13 protein-coding genes are annotated in these 20,708 nt (G+C 32.1%); 8 read left to right on the top strand and 5 right to left on the bottom strand.

Going from position 1 to position 20,708, the window contains the following annotated elements:
• Together IJL02_RS09185 and IJL02_RS09180 are read left to right on the top strand one after the other, a co-directional pair.
• Positions 1-2,029, top strand: a 2,029-nt coding sequence (locus tag IJL02_RS09185) for a CARDB domain-containing protein (protein WP_292815412.1), incomplete at its 5' end; no start/stop codon positions are given.
• A 168-nt stretch (positions 2,030-2,197) separates the two neighbouring features.
• Positions 2,198-5,923, top strand: a complete 3,726-nt coding sequence (locus IJL02_RS09180) for a C1 family peptidase (RefSeq protein WP_292815409.1) — start codon at positions 2,198-2,200, stop codon at positions 5,921-5,923.
• A 12-nt stretch (positions 5,924-5,935) separates the two neighbouring features.
• Here the strand turns inward: IJL02_RS09180 and IJL02_RS09175 are convergent, their stop codons facing one another.
• The 3 genes from IJL02_RS09175 to IJL02_RS09165 form a co-directional block, all read right to left on the bottom strand.
• Complete coding sequence (locus IJL02_RS09175; protein ID WP_292815406.1) at positions 5,936-6,634, bottom strand: thymidylate synthase; 699 nt, start codon at positions 6,632-6,634, stop codon at positions 5,936-5,938.
• Positions 6,635-6,910: 276 nt separating this feature from the next.
• A complete protein-coding gene (locus IJL02_RS09170; RefSeq protein WP_292815401.1) occupies positions 6,911-7,717 on the bottom strand; it encodes a DUF169 domain-containing protein in 807 nt (268 codons plus the stop codon).
• Between the two features lie 21 nt (positions 7,718-7,738).
• A complete protein-coding gene (locus IJL02_RS09165) occupies positions 7,739-8,827 on the bottom strand; it encodes a heparan-alpha-glucosaminide N-acetyltransferase domain-containing protein (protein WP_292815398.1) in 1,089 nt (362 codons plus the stop codon).
• 226 nt (positions 8,828-9,053) lie between these two features.
• Between IJL02_RS09165 and IJL02_RS09160 the strand changes: the two genes are divergently transcribed.
• Positions 9,054-9,914, top strand: a complete 861-nt coding sequence (locus tag IJL02_RS09160; RefSeq protein WP_292815394.1) for a CPBP family intramembrane glutamic endopeptidase — start codon at positions 9,054-9,056, stop codon at positions 9,912-9,914.
• 46 nt (positions 9,915-9,960) lie between these two features.
• Here the strand turns inward: IJL02_RS09160 and IJL02_RS09155 are convergent, their stop codons facing one another.
• Complete coding sequence (locus IJL02_RS09155) at positions 9,961-10,659, bottom strand: DUF4013 domain-containing protein (protein ID WP_292815391.1); 699 nt, start codon at positions 10,657-10,659, stop codon at positions 9,961-9,963.
• A gap of 32 nt (positions 10,660-10,691) precedes the next feature.
• Between IJL02_RS09155 and IJL02_RS09150 the strand changes: the two genes are divergently transcribed.
• From IJL02_RS09150 to IJL02_RS09140, 3 genes are all read left to right on the top strand, one after another.
• The gene (locus IJL02_RS09150; RefSeq protein WP_292815388.1) at positions 10,692-11,711 is read left to right on the top strand and encodes a hypothetical protein; all 1,020 of its coding nucleotides are present in this window, start codon (positions 10,692-10,694) and stop codon (positions 11,709-11,711) included.
• A gap of 109 nt (positions 11,712-11,820) precedes the next feature.
• Complete coding sequence (locus tag IJL02_RS09145; RefSeq protein WP_292815385.1) at positions 11,821-13,971, top strand: C1 family peptidase; 2,151 nt, start codon at positions 11,821-11,823, stop codon at positions 13,969-13,971.
• A 249-nt stretch (positions 13,972-14,220) separates the two neighbouring features.
• Positions 14,221-15,078 (top strand): DUF1002 domain-containing protein, encoded by an 858-nt coding sequence (locus IJL02_RS09140; protein ID WP_292815380.1) that lies wholly within the window; start codon positions 14,221-14,223, stop codon positions 15,076-15,078.
• 41 nt (positions 15,079-15,119) lie between these two features.
• Here IJL02_RS09140 and IJL02_RS09135 read toward each other — a convergent pair whose 3' ends face one another.
• Positions 15,120-16,010, bottom strand: a complete 891-nt coding sequence (locus IJL02_RS09135) for a zinc ribbon domain-containing protein (protein WP_292815376.1) — start codon at positions 16,008-16,010, stop codon at positions 15,120-15,122.
• 115 nt (positions 16,011-16,125) lie between these two features.
• Here IJL02_RS09135 and IJL02_RS09130 point away from each other — a divergent pair, with 115 nt between their 5' ends.
• Both IJL02_RS09130 and IJL02_RS09125 read left to right on the top strand, forming a co-directional pair.
• Complete coding sequence (locus IJL02_RS09130; RefSeq protein WP_292815373.1) at positions 16,126-19,146, top strand: type I restriction endonuclease subunit R; 3,021 nt, start codon at positions 16,126-16,128, stop codon at positions 19,144-19,146.
• A gap of 8 nt (positions 19,147-19,154) precedes the next feature.
• Positions 19,155-20,657, top strand: a complete 1,503-nt coding sequence (locus IJL02_RS09125) for a class I SAM-dependent DNA methyltransferase (protein ID WP_292815371.1) — start codon at positions 19,155-19,157, stop codon at positions 20,655-20,657.
• Positions 20,658-20,708 lie beyond the last annotated feature (51 nt).

Here is a 20,708-nt window from a genome sequence, read left to right as displayed (position 1 = left end):
GTCATTAGCAAGTGGTAACTCAACAAGCATTGTTATTAAAGCTCAAACCACTGCAAAAGGTAATTACATGAATCGTGTTAATGTGTCTTGTGACCAAAATGATACTGTTAAATCTGCTAATGCTAGTGTCCATGTCTACAATACAGACATTAAGATTAACAAAACATCTTCAGCTGAAAATGTTTCTGTTGGTGATCTTGTTAACTTTACTGTTGTGATTAAAAACCATGGTAAGTCCAATGCTACTAATATTCATATTATTGATGAGTTGGATTCTGCATTTGAATTTGTAAATGCTAGTGGTAATTACAAACGTGACGGTCAAAATATTGTTTGGACTTTAGATAAATTAGCTAATGAGACTTCATACTCTGTATGGATTGTCGTAAAAGCTTTAACTAATGGTACATTTGAAAATGTAGCTCATGTGAACTGCTCTGAAGAAGACACACTCAAAAACAGCACAACAAGTGTAAATGTTGCTCCTGTAGTTAACTTAACAGTTGAAAAGATTGCTGATGTTGCCAATATTACAATTGGTGGCGAAGTTACTTTCACAATTAATGTAACCAATAACGGTCCGTCCAATGCTACAAATGTTGTAGTTGAAGATATTTTACCGGAAGGTTTACAATTAGTTGAAGGTAGTTCAAAAGTCACTATTGATTTATTGGAAAGCGGTAAATCTTACATTGTTACAATTAAAGTCAAAACAAATGCAACTGGTAACTTTACAAATGTGGTATCAGTTTACTGTGATGAGAATGCTACTGTTGTAAAAGATAATGTAACAGTAAAAGTATTCAATCCTCAAATAGCTATTGCTACTGCTGCTAACGATGAGTTTGTATATTCCGGTAATCAAACAAGCTTTACTGTTAAAGTTACAAATGATGGTGATATTGCTCTTACAGATATTGCAATTGAATGCGATATTCCTGAAGGTTTAATTTATGACAGCTTTATCGGCTCTAATTGGACTTATGATGGTGAAAAATTCCATTATAACGGTTCTTTGGATGTTGGTGAATCAATTGAATTGACAATTGTCATGAACTCAACCAAATCAGGTTATTTCATATTTAATGCTACTGTAGGTTCCAATCAGACTAACAAATCCAGCAGTCATGATGGTGTATGGGTTTACACTCCGGATTTATCCATTCGCGTAATATCAAATAATCCGCTTGTGATTGTTGGTCAGCCAGTCAGTTTCACTATTGTTGTAACTAATGTCGGTGATTGTGAACTTGGAGATATTTACACTGTAGATAATTTCCCAGACGGTTTGATTTATACTGGATACGATGGAGGAAGTTGGACTAAATTATCCGCAGGTCTTTTAGGTGCTGCTGCACCAGGATGGACACAAAACGGTGATAAATTTAGTTACTCAGGTACTTTAAAACCAGGTGAATCAAGTGAATATACAGTTTACTTCGATACTACAAGAACTGGTATATTTACTGTTGAATCTATTGCAGATTCCAATTTAACCAGTAACGATTACTCAAGCAACGATACTGTTGTAATTGGACCTGCCATCAACGTAACTAAAGTGGCTGACAAAACTATCGTAAACGTTAGTGACATAATTACATTCACAATAACTGTCATTAACACCGGTGACTGTGAACTTGGAGGTATTTTCGTTATTGAAAATGCTCCAGCTGAATTGACATTTGTCGGTTATTCCGGTGACGGTTGGACAAGAAACGGTAATGAATACACTTACGAAGGTAGTTTGGCTCCAGGTGCTAGTGCAAGCTTTAAAGTACAGTACAATGCTACTAAAGCGGGCAATTATACAAACTATGTGACTGCAGGATCCAATATGACTGGTAACGTAACAGTTGGCCTCAAGTTTGAAGTCGTAAACGAAACCAGTGGCGGTAATGATTCTGATAAGAATCAAAGTCACATATCCAAAGAAAAACAGTCTGTTATCATGCACGAAACCGGAAATCCAATAATGTTATTCTTATTGGTTATTTTCGCACTTATACCAATTAAAAGACGTAAACACTAAAATTAAAAATTTGGGAGTTTTAAACTCCCCCTACTAATTTTTTTAAAATATTTTAAACAAATTCATAAAATCTCTTTTTCAAAACAATCATTATTTATATTATAAAAACTAAAGATACTAATACTCTATATATTTTAACTTTAAAATTGTTAAAATGGGGGAAGATGATTGAACAAATTTAGAATGATTGCACTGTTTTCAATACTGTGTTTGTTTATTGCAATTCCAACAGGATTTGCAATGGATAATGATACGGTAATAATAGCTGACAAGGACACTTCTCACGATTATTATTTCGATTCCAGTGTTGAAAATGATGGGGGAAACGGATCTGTTGATAATCCTTTTAAAAATCTTAAATCTAACAGGATAAAGGACAATTCAAATATATATCTTGCTAATGGAAGATATAACTTGGATTATATATCCTACCCAAGCAATGTAAATATTTATGGAAATGACAGCGAAAAAACTGTCATTTATTATTATGGCTCAGGATTTAGATTGGAAGGACCATTGACTTTAAACAATGTTACATTGCTCTATTGTGGTATTCAAAATCAGGGACATGATTTTACAGCCAATAATGTTATTTTTGATAGTTATTCCTCCTCTTATTCCAGTTCAGTCATGATTTCCGGAGATTCAAATAATGTTTTAAATAATTGTACTTTCAAGAAAACTTCAGGATCTTCCGGTGGTGCTGTCAATATCGATAGAGGCAGTCTAGTTATAAACAGTTCTTCATTTGAAAACTGTAAGGCATCTTCTTCAGGTGGGGCTATTTACATGACTAATAGTAATTTATTTGTACATGACTCTTTATTTGCAAATAACACTGCTACTTTATGGGGCGGTGCAATTTCCTGTGATGATAAAAACGATGTCATAATTACTAACACCAAATTTGTAGGTGATTGTTCCATTAGTGATGCAGGAGGTGCGATTTATGTATTTAATTCCACTTTAAATGCTGCAGATATGGAAATCAGCAATTGTTCAGCGGAGTTTGGTGGAGCTATTACTTCACTTAGTTCAAAGCTGACACTGATTAACTTCACATCCCAAAATAACAATGCAAAATATTATGGAGGATCAATATATGCGTTTTATCGCAATTTTTTAATTCTTAACTCTACATTAACAAACAACTCCGCTCTTATAGGAGGCGCTTTATTTGTCGATGGTGTGGAGGATTTCCAGATTTATCAAAATAGATTCATCAACAATTCAGCCAAAAACGGTGGGGCAATCTATTCCATTTACAGCGATTTTTATTATGATTCATTCTATGATGCTGAATTAAAAAATACGTTTGTAAACAATAATGCAGTTTCAACTGACCTGTTCAATCTGACAGTTTCAAACAATAATTACTTAATATTCAAAACCAATTCCTCATTTAATGGAATTTTGCCTAAAAGCTATGATTTAAGGCAATTGGGTCAGGTCACTTCTGCTAAAGATCAGGGTAATGGTGGTAACTGCTGGGCATTTTCAGCTCTTGCCGCATTGGAATCATCCATTTTAAAATCCACTGGCCAATATTATGACTTTTCTGAAGAAAACATAAAAAATCTGATGTCTCTCTATTCCGCATATGGATGGTCTATGGACACAAACGGAGGAGGTTATGATGATATGGCTATAGGTTATTTCACCGGATGGTTGGGTCCTGTAAATGAAAGTGATGATAAATATAATGCCAAATCAAAATTATCTCCTTTACTTGACAGCATTTTGCATATTCAAAATGTTGTATTTTTAACTAGAGACAGTTACACAGATAATGATGCAATCAAAAAAGCGATAATGGATTATGGGGCTGTTTCAACAAGTGTGTGTTGGGAAAGTACTTATATTAACGGAAAGAACTATTACTGTTATAAGGATAGTGCAAGATTAAATCATGCTGTTGCTATTGTGGGATGGGATGACAATTACAGCAAAGATAACTTTAAGCACACTCCTGAAGGCGATGGGGCCTGGATAATCAAAAACAGTTGGGGTACATCCGGAGATAAAGGATTTTATTATGTTTCATATTATGACACTAAATTTGCATTACCTGGACAATATAATTCATATGTATTCATTTTAAATAATACAATGAGATATGATAAAAATTATCAGTATGACATTCAGGGAAGGACCGATTACTTTTTAAACTCAACAAACACAGTCTGGTATAAAAATAAATTCACTGCAACAGACAAAGAGTACCTGGCTGCAGTTTCAACTTATTTTGATAAAGATACTCATTGGGATTTGTCCGTTTTGGTAAACAATAAATTAAAACTCACTCAAAGCGGATTTTCTACTGTAAGCTATTCCACAATCAATCTTAATGAACTGATTCCGCTAAATGTGGGCGATATTTTTGAAATAATATTTAAGATAACTGTTGATGGGGATGCAGGAGTTCCAATTTCAGAGATTTATTCACTCAATCACAAAACCTATAGTGAAGGAATTTCATTTATCAGTTACGACGGTAAGAATTGGGATGATTTATATGAATTGGAATGGCAATATCCTGACCATATCTATGAATCACAAGTGGCATGCATTAAAGCATTTACTGTTTTAAATAAGGTTGATACAAAAGTTATTCTGGAAGTTGCAGATTCATATAATCCTGTTGAAATCACAGCACATGTTCTTAATCAGTATGGTGGTGCGGTGAACTCAGGAACAGTTACATTCAATTTGGCTAGCGAAAAGATTAACGTTAAAGTTGCAAATGGAATTGCAAAAGTAAGATACGCATTTGCCAATAATTTAAATAACTTAATCACGGCTGTTTTTAATGGTGTTGGCTACAATTCAAATCAGTCAAGCATTGAAGTTAAGGCCAAAGAAGTAAATATCATCGCCAATGACTTAACCACTTATATTGGGGATAATTCATATAATGTAATTCTTTTGGATGGTCATAATAATCCTGTTTCAGGCAAAGAGATTATTTTTAACATCAATAATATGAATTACATAGCAAGCACCAATAATGATGGTGTTGCAGCTATTAATTTCAAACTGAATGATGTCGGAAAATATACTATTAAAATAGGCCTTAATGATGACTCAGCCAATAAAAATTTTATATTGACAAAAGAGATTACAGCAATATCAACTATTACTCTTCCACCTGCTAAGAAGTATACTTTAAATTCAAAATATATTGCAACCCTTTTGGACAATCAGGGAAAACCATTGGAGAATGCTGAGGTTAGCATCATCGTTAATTCAAAGACATATGATTTAACCACTGATGAAAAGGGTATTATAAATTATAATATTAACTTAAAACCTGGATCCTATCAGATATCCATCATCAATAATGTAACTGGTGAGGTTAAAACTCAAACCATTAATGTTGCGGCACGTTTGAATTCAAATAAAGATGTAACAATGTATTTCGGTGCCGGAACCTATTATAAGGTCCGGGCATATGATGATAACGGAAATATTGCAAAAAATGTAAAGGTTGTAATCAACATCAACGGTAAAAACTACTCTAAATACACTGATAAAAACGGTTACGCTTCTCTAAAAATATATGAGGCACCTAAAACCTATACGATTACAGCAACATATAAAGGATTTAAGGTTTCAAACAAAGTTGTTATTAAGCCTACACTGATTTTATCTACAAAGACTGTTAAAAAGTCAAAAACATTCAAATACACAGTTAAACTGCTTGACAGTAAAGGTAAAATATTGAAATATAAAAAAGTGACTGTGAAATTCAGAGGTAAAACCTACACTGCTAAGACAAATTCAAAAGGTATTGCAACATTTTATGTCAAATCTCTATCAAAAACAGGTAAATACACATTAACCGCAATTTATGGCAATGCAAAAATAGGTAAGACAATAACAATTAAAAAATAAGGTTAAAAAACCTTATTTATTTGCTTTTATTAATTTACGGGCTGCTTTTAAATCAGTATTATAAATATGGCCTGAGGTTGAGTGGTAGTGAACTCCACCGAAATTTAGTTTTTCACCCATTATTTCTTTGTTAACTTCTTCTTTCATTTTTAAACCAAGATAAGCGATGAAAAACATATTTGAATAGAATGCGCCGAAGATATCGTTACTTCTGAATATGCAATGTATTGTAAGTTCATTATCACGAACAATGCATTGCAGGAACTGTAGACATGGAATATCTTCCCTGTCTGAATCGAGTTGAGGATCAATTGTCACGGCAACTGCTCTGTTGGAACCTGTTGCAGTTAGAATTCTTTCTTTCATTGTGTTGAACTGGTCAATATCAAAGTGGGCATAGATACGGTTAGGATAAGTGTATACGAATCCTTGATCATCCGGATTTTCAGCTGATTTTACATATTCATATAATGCATCGCTTTTAATTGGGCATCCTTCCATATCGAATTTTCCGGATTTGATATCGCTTAACAACATATCTAGAGTGTAGTGCTGATATTTTGCTCTAAATTTCAAGTTGAACGGGTCATCAATAATATAAAAATTACCTAAACTTTCAATTAAATGGTGATTGGAGTCCTTATAAGTCTCTTTTCCTTGCTTTAAGATTTTATCTACAAAATCTAAATAACACTGATTAATTGTTAACATATTAAAACATCCCTTTAAATTAATTAAAAATATGTTTCGTTAAGTATTTAATATTTTTTTAATGTGGTGGTTTTTGAAGAAAATTTAGAAAACCTATACTGACATATATACTGTACTGATTTATTCTTTGTATAATGTTAAATTAATTTGATTATTTCAATAATTGGCATTATTATTTTGATAGTTTGAAAGTATATTATTATTTTTATTAAAGCTATTTTTAATTTAAATGATGGTTTGAATGGTGGTGATTTTCACAATTAAAAAAATATAATTTTATGCCTTTTTGAATTTTTTCCACAAACCAGTCTGAAGAACACTTTTTTTGCTGACTTCCTCCAATTTTAAAAATAGCTTCCAGGGCATAGCCAATGTAAGATATTCGGAAGGTATGAAATGTTTCATTTTTCTTTTGCCTGCAAAATCAATCGGACCTAAAACAGGTTTAGGATCATCGCTTTCTTCTTGTCTAAACACATAATTTCCAATTGCCTGACAAGCTGATGCCTGCGGTGTTAGAAGATATGCGTCCTTGGTTCTAAATGACGTATTGATTTGAATAAGCGCTGTCAGTTCAACGGGATTGACTATAAAAATGACTGATTTAGGAATTTCACTATCTTCTAAATTTTCAAGACCTTTAAATATTACATATTGGCCTTCATCATAGAGGGGTCTGTTTTTGATGTTTGTTTTGGCAGTTTCAAAATCTGAAAATATTCTCTCGCCTTCTTTAAACATTTCCCTTGTTGGTTTAGATAAGTATTCCAATTTTTTTTCATATTCTTCTCTGTTTGGCGCTGAATCAACACCGCATGAGAGAAATGATGCCTGAAAATCCAGTCTGTCTTCATCTTCAAGACCGCTTCCCCATCCAAAACCGGAAGATATGCCTCCGCAGGTTATGTTTTCACGACCAAAACAGGTTGTTTTTCGCTTGGCTATTGTTTGTGCAACAAAACTCATCACGCATCCGCCTTTTCCATGTTTTGGCCCTATTGCATCATCCGGTTTAACGTCACTTTTCAAAAGTACTATTGGCGGGAACTTGAAGTCCATTTCATTTGCGATATTGCTGATCATATGCTTCTTTAAATGTATATTTTAATTTTTTGTTCTTAATTTTTTATAATGGATTGCAAATAATGTGGATAAAATCAGCATACATACTGAATATAGGGCACTGATTAAATCATTGAATACCAGACCTTTAAAGAGGTAAACTAAAAAGATCACTCCTAATGGAATAAAACACCATTGAGCAATATAAATGTTGTTGATGTTGCTGCTCAATATTGAAAATGCTTTTATGATTTTATCCGGCAGGAATTTGGCCAGATAATAGCAAAGTCCGATATTTCCATGAGCATAAATTATGCAGAATATTGCATCTAATGTGGTCATGAAATAGTATAAGTGAACATCTTTTGAAAATACTCCGCTTCCAAACACCTGTGAGGATACATAAAAGTAAACTATTGCAGCAATTATGAAAAGAGGCCAATATTTAAAGAACTGTCCTTTGTTTTTGGCTCTGATGAAATACTGTCCCCAAATGTATCCTGCTACCGGGAAAATGAACCAATTGAATAATGGAAAAGCACTGAAACCTCCTGCAGAACCTATGAAATTAGCAAAGAATAAATTTAGAATAGGCATGCCAAAATCGGTTCCTCTTAAAAGGGTTCCAATTAATGACATAGATACTGCAATGATTGCCAGCCATTTATTTGAAAGATTGAATTTCTTTAAAATACCCATCAGGACAAATGCCAAACCTGCAAATGCTAAAATGTCAACACAAAAGAGTAATAATCCTCCGGCCATTGGGAAAATGTCCCATCTGCCTAAAAGTGTTCCGCAAATAAAGCCAGGCAAAAAGAATTCAAAAATGTTAACCAAAATACCTAAAAGATATAATGTTATGCCTCTTTTTACCATTATGTCCCATTGGCTGCGTCTTGAATAGACTATTCCAACTCCCATACAGAACATGAAAACCGGAGCTGCACATGGTCTTCCTAAAACATTGCTGATAAGAAAATCGTATGCTGGGCTAAGGGAATAATTAAATCCTTTTACAACCATGAGTGTGTGAAGAAAAATCATGAATATGATGGATAATGCCTTTGCAATATCCAACTCAACCTGTCTGCCTGTATTAACTTTTTCATTTGAAAATAAATCTGTCATGATTATTATAATCAAAAAAATATATAAATGTGTGTATGAGTATGTAAATTGATGAATATGATTTAGACAAATGAAAATATTAGTAAACAGTCTTATTCAACTTAAAATATTCTATGTTTCGAAGGCAAACGTTAAATCTTTTTTTTTTGAATGAACATGTAACTTGAGCTTATATAATTGTAAGATTCTAAAAAATTATATAGTAATATTAAATAAAATTATCATCATGACAGAAAAAATATTGGATTTTATAACTTTTCCAAAAACTTTTGACAACTATAAATGGTATAAACCACTTCTTGTTATAGTAGTTGGTTTTATAATCATGCTTCTCATTCAGGTGGTAATCACATTAGTTTTTTATGGAGCATTTGGAAGTAATTTTATCATGTCCATTGCACATGGAGGATATGAAGTATTGAATACAGAAATGGGACAAATCTTCACAGATTTGGGAGTTATTGCATTGATTCCATCTCTTTATATTGCATCTAGACTAGTTAAAGACAGACCATTTTCATCTTATTCTTCTTCACGGGGAGGATGGAATTATAAACTCTATTTCAAAGCTTTAATAATTCCATTAATATTGCATGTTATCGTTCAAGGGGCAGATGCTGCATTAAAAGGACCTCAGGGTGTGAACCACTTTTCAGTACTATTTTTAATCATATGTCTGATTTTAGTGCCGCTCCAATGTATTGCAGAAGAATATGTATTCCGTGGATTGCTCATGCAGACATTCGGGTCCTGGTTTAATATACCTATTTTGGCATTGGTTATTCAAGCAATAATTTTTGCTGTTGTCCATGGATATAACAGTCTAGGAATTTTCGCAGTATTTATTTCAGGCCTTATTTTTGGATTTTTCGCATGGAAAACAAATGGTATTGAAGTAAGTTCTGCTTTACATACTGCAAATAATCTAATTCTCAGTTTATTTGTCATGTTTGGTATTCATTCATCTACTTCATCACCTGGTTTGAACGATGTTGTTATTTCAATTGTTTTCCAATTAATATTATGTGCAATAATGTATTTCGTTGGAAAGAAAACCAATTGGTTTGGTGAAATCGAAGAGAGTTAAAATTTAGTATGTTAAATATATCTCCGGCTATTGTCGGGGCATTATTTTATTTTTTGATGTCTGAGTTAGACTTTTTTTCTTTAATTACACTATAAATAATACCAATACCCAAAAATTGAGTAACAAACATGAATAAATTTAATAAAACATCCCAAATTAAATCTAAAATGTAATTTGGAATAACAATGTATTTTAAAGCTGCAAAAAGAACAATTGCTAAAACAATGTTTGTATACTCTTTTGCATAATCCCACCATCCAGCAGTATCAATATCTCTTTTAATATTAACTAAATTAAAAGCAGATTTCATACTGCCTGAATCTGCTAGTCTGGCCAATGCTATTTCCATGAAAAATGTAGTGATATAAAATAAAACACTTCCTACAATAATAAATATTAATGTATCCATAGGATTATGTGAAAATAAATGATGGACAGTTTCGGGCAGTTCTATTAACATTTCTTCAAGATTAAATTCTGGAAAAGCCAATGGTGAAGATATTAAATCTAAAATGAATCCTTGAACTGTTAAATAAACGGTAAAATCAATATATGATTTAATTCCCAAAAAGACAATATCTTTTATCATTATTTTTGGTAATCTAATACCATTATTCATTCTATCACGAGCAATTGTCATACCATATCCATATAATACTATACTTACAACTGAAATGATTATAAAAACTTCTATGGTGTTTATTTCATCATATTTTCCCAGAATAAACTCGGATATTAGGAACAAAATTAAGACTAGTATAAAAAATGGTTTATTATATGTCAGGTATTTTTAGACTTATAAACGGGACTGTTTGTATTAATAATCTTAAATTAATTAATAGTGATCGCTCTGCAATAATATTAGACAATTGTGCTTTATATACAAACAATGTGACTTTTGAAAATAATCATGACAGTTCAGAAGGTGCTGCAGTATATGCCTCAGGCAGTAACTATTACCGTGCCAATGATAAATTTATCAACAACTATGCTAAAAACGGTGCTTCAATATATGCATTACGCAGTATACTTGATATTGATGATTCAAAATTTGTTAATGATAAAGAGATTGGATGGGGTTTAATTTATGCTTATAATTCCCATACAAATATTAAAAATACTCTTTTTACAAATATAACATCAAATTATGCTACTGCAATTCATAGTGAGGGAGGCAAACTCAATGTTTTCAATTCAGGATTCATAAATTTATTTGCAAAAAACACCGCAGGAGCAATAGCGCTTAAAAAAACAAATACAGCAACTATCGAAAAGTGTAGTTTTATCAATGCAAGCTCAAGCAGGAATGGTGGGGCAATTTTTGCAGACATCAATGAGGATAACTATAATGCTACCCGTGATGTGGCTGTAAAAAGTTGTGTATTTGAAAACTGTTCTTCAGAATTCGGTGGAGCATATCTCCAGTTAGGCGGACAGGTAAGTATTTCCAATTCTATTTTAGTAAATAATGTAGCTAAATATTCTGGAGGAGCCATTTATATTTCAAATGCAACTGCATTAATTGGTAACAGTAGAATCAACCAAAATTCAGCCGATTATCTTGAAGGCGGAGCTATATTTATCGATGACAGTGTAAGCACAATCGCTTCATGTGACATTGTAAATAATTCTGCAAAAACATTAGGCAGCGGAATCTATTTATATTCCAGCAAATATGAAATCAAGGACTCATATTTTGCAGATAATAATAAGGAAGTTATTGTAAGTTATTTCGATAGAAAAGGATCATCTCTTAAAAACAATGACTTAACCGGTGGAAAAACATTATTGAATTAGGTGGCATACACTTCTGTTGTTGATTATAAAGGTAAAAAAATCATTTTAGACCCAACAATAAAAGTCAAAGAAACTGCAGCAAGTTCCAGTTGATTTACGTGATTATAAGTTGGCGGGAGTTGTAAAAAATCAGGGATCAATGGGGTCATGTTGGGCATTCGCTGCAACCGGCGCACTTGAATCTGCATTCCTGAAATCAACCGGATTATTGCTTGACTTATCTGAAAACAATATTAAAAATACGGCAATGCATTATAGTGTCTATGGTGATGAAGATGTATATGAAAGCGGATATTCAACTGATGGAATGGGACTGTTCCTATCCTGGTTTGGAATAATATCCGTTGATGATGACACATATGATGAGCTTGGTAAAGTAAGTTTAGCACAGTTTACTGATTATTCATACCACATCCAAGATGCAGTGATAATACCTAAACGTACAAATGCTCTTGATAACTCAAAATTAAAACAAGCATTAATCGACTGCGGGGGATTGACAGTTCACCTTTACGGTGCAATATCAAACAATAATTATTACAATAAAAACACTCATGCGCAATATTATAACGGCAAAAATCCAGGAAATCATTTCGTTACATTGGTAGGATGGGATGACAATTATTCAAAAGACAATTTCCTCATAAAACCTGAAGGAAATGGTGCATGGATTTGTAAAAACAGCTGGGGAAGCGAATGGGGTGAAGACGGATACTTCTATGTATCATACTATGACACTTCTTTTGCAATGTATGCCACATCTGTCGGTTATATCCTAAATAACACAGATTCATATGACAGAGCATATCAATATGATATCGGTAGATTTACCAGATACTTCCCGGAACCAGATGACAAAGAATTGCGTTTTGCAAACACTTACACTGCTGTAAACAACGAATTAATATCAGCTGTTGGAACTTACTTTGAAAAAGCCAATGAAAAATACACTATAACAGTTTATGTTGATGGAAAATCAGTTTACACTCAAAGCGGTGCATCAGACCACGGCGGTTTTTCAACAATTAAACTAAATAAAAAAATAGCAGTTAATTATGGTCATGAATTCTCAGTTGAGATAAAAGCAAAATCAATGCCTTTAATGGAAGATACAAGAATTATCTTTGAAAAAGCATCAAGAAGTATTCTTTATAATCCTGACGGCACAGCACAGGATTTAGCGTTAGAAGGTCAGACTGCATGTATTAAAGTATACACCTTTACAAATACAAATCCTCAAAAGACCAAAACACAATATTACTCTAAAAACAAAAAAGTTACAGTAAAATCAAATGCAAACGGCAAAAAGATTTCTATAGCGAAAAATAATAGGGTTGTCGGAAGTGCAACTGTAAAAGATGGTGAAGCAGAATTCGATTTAACATTGGAACCTGGAGTATATAGTATTATTACTCCATATGAAGATGATGAGGATGTTGTGGAATGCTTTGAAATAATAAATACAATCGATGTTGCAGATTCAATTACAATAGGCTATAAAGCTCAAGAATCAATTGATGCGGAATTTGTAGATGAATTCGGTGTTGAATTGTTTGAAACAAACGTAACCTATAAATTAGACGGCAAAACTTACACTGGAAACATTGACGATAATGACGGAATATTGTCCATAGATTTATCTAAATTATCCGTCGGAACCCATACTTTAGTTTTAGAAAATCCGATAACTCTTGAACAGACAACCACCACAATCAAGGTTGTTTCAAGATTCAGCGGAAATTCAAATATAAACATGTATTATGGTGACGGATCCAGTTTCAATGTTCGCGTATATGGTGATGACGGAAAACCTGTAGGTGCTAATCAGGTAGTAACCATTAATCTGAATAAAGTTACTTATAAGGTTAAAACAAACAGTAACGGTTATGTAACATTTAAAATACCTGATTCTGTTAAACCTGGAAGTTACACCTTGACTGCAACATATGCTGGCCAAACAATTAAAAATAGTGTTAAAGTAAAACAAGTTTTAAGTCTTTATAAGGCTACTGTCAAAAAGTCAGCCAAAAAGCTTGTTCTCAAAGCAACTTTGAAAAAAGGAAAAACACCTATTAAAAATCAGAAGGTAACATTCAAGTTCAACGGTAAGACTTACACTGCAAAAACCGACAAAAACGGTATTGCACAAGTAACAATTCCTAAATCCGTACTTAAAAATCTTAAAGTCGGTAAAACACTAACTTACCAGGCAACTTATCTTAAAAATACAGTTAAACAAACCGTGAAAGTTAATAAATAATGTTAACTTTCATTATTATTTTTTTTCAGATTCTATAAAACGAGTCTTCACAAATTTTTGGATGTTTAGTCAAAAGTTAAATTCCAAAATATTTTAATTGAACAATTTTTAGAATATAATATTATATCATTGTTTATTTTTTACATATCTTTTTATATCTAAATATTATTAAAAAATTTTCAAAAAACTGAAACATTTAAATACTACTTTTGATAATCTATGATAGGAATTCAAAAAGAGGTGATAAAAATGCGTAAGATTACTATAGCACTATTAGCTTTAATCCTTATGGGCATGTTAATCCCGGCAGGATTTTCAACTGATTCCAATGTTGTAATAACTTATGGTGAGACTACCTATTCAAATTCAAACTACAAATCAATTGTTGACAGCTTTTTCAAAGATCAGTCACACATTGATATCGCTAATGCAGGTTCAAAAATAATCACTGCAAATCAAGTTAACCAAATATCCGGTGGAATAACTGGAAAAACATACAATTCCAATCAGATATTGTCATCAGCACTTGTAGATTTAAACGACAATGCAAATCTAAAAGTAAGTGTCGACAAATCAAAAATCACAACAATTACTGGGGATATGTACATTTCAGCTTTAAAATCTGCCGGTATTACTAAAGGTCATGTCTATGTAACAAGCCCTGTATCTGCTACAGGAGAATCTGCTCTGGCAGGTATAATGAATTCATATGAAGAAGCAACTGATGTTGAAATCCCTGAAAGCGTAAAACAGGCAGCTTCAGATGAAATCTACACCGAAGCTCAAATCGTAAATAACTCAGGGGTAAATGCCGATGATCTGGCCAAACTGGTTGATGATGTAAAACAGGAAGTGTCAAATGACAATGTCACAGACCGCTCAACTATTGTAAATATCATCAATAACTATGTTCAAAATAACAATATCAACATCTCAAATACTGATATTGAAAACCTGGCCGTTTCAATCGAGCAAGTTCAAAATGTACAAGGTGACGTGAACTACTATAAAGACCAAGTAAGTGACATTATGGGCAATACCACAGCAAACGGTTTTTCCTTTGATGGGCTTTTTGACTGGATTAAATCCTTTGTAAACGGGATTTAATTCTCTTTTTCTTTTTTTTTAAAAATAAGTAAGCAGAGTATTTAAACTCCGCCGTTTGTTAAAATGGTTATATTTTCTGTGTATAATGGTGTTGTGGAACTTGCAGAATCTACAACTTTAATTTCTGCTTTTGCAGGTTGTTTTTGGTCAAAGTAATGGCCTTCAAAAGTATAAGTTTTTTGACTTTCTGGATGTATTTCATTCCAACCTATTGTTGAATGAATTACTTTTCCCTGATTATCATAATAATTAACTGTAACTTCTAAATAATCAAAATTAGCATCAACGCGAATGTCTCCAGACACTTCACCACTATAATAACCATAACCGTCATTAGTAATATTTTGGCTAATATTTCCTACAGTTACGGAATTCGCGGCATTAAATTGATATAGTGCCCCACCAGCTATTAACACTACAAACACTAACACGAATGTTAAAATTGGAATTGCAAATAATTTTTTGTTGTTATAATTCATTCCTTTTACATATAATGCTAAAATTCCAGATACGATAAATAATATTGCTGCAATTTCACCAAAACGACCAATAAACATGAATACAAGAATTCCTGCAACAATAAGTTCTGCAGCTCCAATTAATGGTTCGTCCATTTTTTCCATTAAAAATATTCCAATTAAACCGCCAACAACGCCAAATACCATTGCCAGAATAATATTGTCCCAGCCCATTAGCATTGGGGTTCCTAATCCTTCACCTACACTTGCAATAATTCCTATTATTGCTAAAATTAATGGCAATCTAGTTAAAAATTCATTTTTATTTCCAACAGGTTTATTTTCTGTAGTTTTTTCAGGAACTTGATTTGCAGTTTCTTTTGTTGGATTGTCATTAAGCGCAAATCCGCATTCATTACAAAATTCCGCATCATCATCAAGTTCGTGACCGCATTTTCTACAATACTGAACCATACTTTTCCTCCTTTAATTTTGTTATATAGTTGTGTTAATCGTATATTAATTTATTAAGTTTAAAGTATAAATTTATTATTAAAACATTATTGTAGTTAGCTTGTAATATGTGGGTGTGATTAAAATTTATACTGAAGATTCATATGAGCAATCTTTGATAGAACTATTCCAGAATTTAGGATATAATTATTATTATGGTCCGGATATTGAAAGAAATTATATAAATCCTTTATTTATGTGGGATTTGGAAAATTTATATTCAATTAATTCTGGAGAAAGTAGGATAGCTATAGAAAATGCTATTAATTCTATCCAAGATTTTGGTATTGGTAGTTTAGTTAATAAAAATGAAAAATTTATGGACTATCTACAAAATGGTATTGCTGTAAATTATTGGGAAAATGGTGAAGAAAAATCAACTTTAATTAAACTTGTTGATTGGGAAAATCCAGAAAACAATTCATTTACAATTATCAATCAATGGACAATTGAAGAAAAAGAAATTAAACGTCCTGATATGGTAGTTTTTCTTAATGGTTTTCCAATAGTGGTTATCGAGCTTAAGTCTCCTTCAAGAGAAGATACTGATGTGTCTGAAGCATATAATCAATTACATAGGTATATGTATGTTATTCCGTCATTGTTTAATTATAATGCCTTTTGTGTCATGAGTGATATGGCAGAATCAAGAGCCGGGACAATTACTGCTCCAGAAGATAGATTTATGGAATGGAAATCAACAGATGGAAGTTATGAATCTACTAAATTTGCGGATTTTAACACTTTTTTTAATGGAATATTTGAACAAACCAGATTTTTAGATATCTTAAAATATTTTACATTATTTTCTAGTGATGCAGAAACAAGTATTAAAATTATGGGTGCATACCATCAATATTTTGCAGTTAACAAAGCTGTTCAATCTACTTTGAAAGCTATTGGTTCAAATGGTAAAGCAGGTGTATTCTGGCATACTCAGGGAAGTGGAAAAAGTTTATCAATGGTTTTTTATGTTAAAAAACTCATCAAAGAACTTAAAAGTCCGACTTTTGTTGTTATAACTGATAGAAATGACTTGGATCAGCAATTATATGAACAATTTACAAAATGTTCTGATTTCTTAAGACAAACACCAATACAAGCCACAAGCAGAAAACACTTAACAGAATTATTAAATAATCGTCAAGCTAATGGAATATTTTTCACAACAATGCAAAAATTTGAAGAATCAACAGATATCCTAACAGATAGAAAGGATGTTATTGTAATTTCAGATGAAGCTCATCGTAGCCAATACGGTCTTGAGGAGAAAGTAGATCCAAAAACTGGTGAAATAAAAATAGGTGCTGCTAGAAGAATTAGAAATGCACTTCCGAATGCTACATATATTGGATTTACTGGAACTCCTATATCTAGAATTGATAAAAGTACTAGGGAAGTATTCGGGGATTACATTGATATTTATGATATGACTCAATCTGTAGAAGATGGTGCTACAGTACCATTAAGCTATGAAAGTCGTGTTGCTAAAATACATCTTGATGAATCTGTTTTAAAACAAATTGATGAGGAATATGATAAATTAGCTGAAGAAGCTGAAGATTATGATATTTGGAGAAGTAAACATGAGCTAAGTAAAATGGAAAGTTTGCTTGGAGCTCCAGAAATTATAGATGATATCTGTAGGGATATAATTTATCACTATGAAGAAAACCGCCAATATGAACTTACAGGTAAGGCTATGATTGTAGGTTATTCAAGAGATATTGCAATAAAAATGTATAAAAAGATATTAGAACTTCGCCCTGAATGGGAAGAAAAAGTTAAAGTAGTTATGAGTGGTTCTAATAAAGATCCAAAAGAATGGAATGAAATTATTGGTGATAAATCTTATAAAAAACAACTTGAAAACAAATTCAAAGATGATGAAGACCCAATGAAAATAGCTATTGTTGTTGATATGTGGCTTACTGGATTTGATGTACCTTCCCTTGCTACAATGTATGTATTCAAACCAATGAAAGGCCATAATTTGATGCAGGCCATTGCTCGTGTAAATAGAGTATTTAAAGGAAAAGAGGGAGGTCTTATTGTTGATTATATTGGTATTGCATCCGCTTTAAGAAAAGCAATGAGTGAATACACAGATAGGGATAATAAAAACTATGGAGAAATGGACGTTGAGAAGGTGGCTTATCCAAAATTCAAAGAAAAACTCGAAATCTGTCGTGATTTATTCCATGGTTATGATTACTCCAAATTCTTTGGAGATAGTAATTTAGAAAGATCTAATGTTATAAGTGGTGGTGTTAATTTCTTTGAACATCCAAGAATGGAAGAGGATAAAAAAGAATACATTAAACAATCTTTAATGTTAAAACAAGCATTATCACTTTGTAGAAGTGTTGCAAAAGAAAAAGAAAGATTTGAAGCAGCATTCTTTGAAGCAGTTAGGTCTGTTCTCGTTAAATTAAACTCTGACAGGAAATTATCATTTAAAGAAATTAATGATAGAATTTCGGAATTGTTAAAACAATCAATTAAAAGTGATGGGGTCATCAGCATTATCGATGTTGGTGTTAAAGTATCATTATTTGATCCTGATTTCTTAGATAAGGTAGTAAAAATGAGAGAAAATAATTTAGCTATTAAAATTTTAGAAAAATTGCTAAATGATCAAGTTAATGTTTATAAAAGAACTAATTTGGTCAAATCAGAAGAATTCTCTCAAATGTTGAAAAATACTATGGATAAGTATATTAAAGGAAATATAAGTAATGAAGAAGTAATTCAAGAATTAATTAAAATTGCTGAGTTAATTAAAAATGCTCATCATGAGGGTGATGACTTAGGTTTAACAGAAGAAGAATTGGCGTTTTATAATGCAATTGCTCTTCCAGAAAATATTCATGATTTTTATGATGATGAAACTTTAGTTTTAATTACACAGGAATTAACAGAGGCATTAAGAGCAAATAGAACAATTGATTGGCAGAAAAAAGAATCAGCAAGAGCTAAAATGAGGATGATAGTGAAAAAATTGCTTAAAAAATATGATTATCCTCCAAAAGAGATGGCTGGAGCATTAGAAAAAGTTATTGCTCAATGTGAATTATGGGTTGATGAAGTAGCATAGGTGATTTGATGGTAAAAGAAAATAGTAGTGAAATTGGTTTTGAAAAACAAATATGGGATGCTGCAGATGAACTGAGAGGTTCTATGGATGCTGCTGAATACAAACATGTTGTATTAGGTTTGATTTTCTTAAAATATTTGTCAGATAAATTCGAAGAAAGATATCAGGAATTGGTGGATGAAGGGGCAGGTTTTGAAGAAGATATTGATGCATATACCTCTGAAAATGTATTTTTTGTTCCACCAGAAGCACGTTGGGAAAAAATATCAGAAAAAGCCAATACTGCTGAAAATGGTTTAACAATTGATAATGCAATGAAATCTATTGAAGATTCAAACAAATCACTTAAAGGAATTTTACCTAAAAACTTCTCAAGACCAGAATTAGATAAAAATAAACTGGGTGCAGTCATAGATATATTTACAAATGTTCAGATGTCTGAGAAAGGAGATAAAAAAGATATTTTGGGAAGAACTTATGAATATTGTTTAAGTATGTTTGCAGAAACTGAAGGTAAAAAGGCTGGGGAATTTTATACTCCTGCTTGTGTTGTAAAAACACTCGTTTCTGTCCTTAAACCATATAATGGGCGTGTTTACGACCCATGCTGTGGTTCTGGAGGCATGTTTGTTCAATCTAAGCATTTTATAGAAAATCACAGTGGTAATATTGAAAGAATATCTATTTATGGTCAGGAATCTAACCCTACAACTTGGAAAATGGCTAAAATGAATCTAGCTATTAGGGGACTTGAAGCGGACCTTGGTGAACATCAGGAAGATACATTTTTAAATGACTTGCATAAAACTTTAAAAGCGGATTATGTAATGGCAAATCCACCATTCAACCTTAAAAAATGGGGACAAGAACAATTGCAAGATGATGTGAGGTGGAAATATGGAATTCCACCAAAAGGAAATGCAAACTTCGCATGGATGCAACACATGATACATCATTTATCTCCAAAAGGAAAAATTGGATTGGTATTGGCTAATGGATCACTTTCATCAACTACTTCGGGTGAAGGAAAAATAAGACAAGCTATTGTAGAAGATGATCTGGTTGAATGTATTGTAGCTTTACCAACACAATTGTTTTATACTACTGGAATACCTGTCTGTTTATGGTTCTTAAACAGAAATAAAAAACAAAAAGGTAAAACTCTATTTATTGATGCACGTGAAATGGGAACAATGGTTTCAAGGAAATTACGTGAGTTAACTGATGAAGATATTGATTTAATTGCTGATACTTTTACTAAATTTGAAGAAAGAACTTTGGAAGATGAAAAGGGGTTCTGTAAAATCAGTGATTTAGAAGAGATTAAAAAACATGATTTTATCTTAACTCCAGGTCGTTATGTTGGATTTAAACCTGAAGAAGATGATGGTGTTCCATTTGATGAAAAAATGAACGCATTAACAAAAGAACTTGGCGAATTATTTGAAGAGTCTAATGAACTTGAAGATAAGATTCGTCATAGTTTAAAGGAGATTGGTTTTGAATTCTAGATTTAAATTTAGAATTTTTATTTAAAGGAGTGATAAATTTGAGTTTAGAAT

The organism is Methanobrevibacter sp. (assembly GCF_017427765.1).
GTDB lineage: Archaea > Methanobacteriota > Methanobacteria > Methanobacteriales > Methanobacteriaceae > Methanocatella.
Note: the sequence above shows the minus strand (reverse complement) of the source record. Positions and strands in the feature narration are given on the sequence as shown.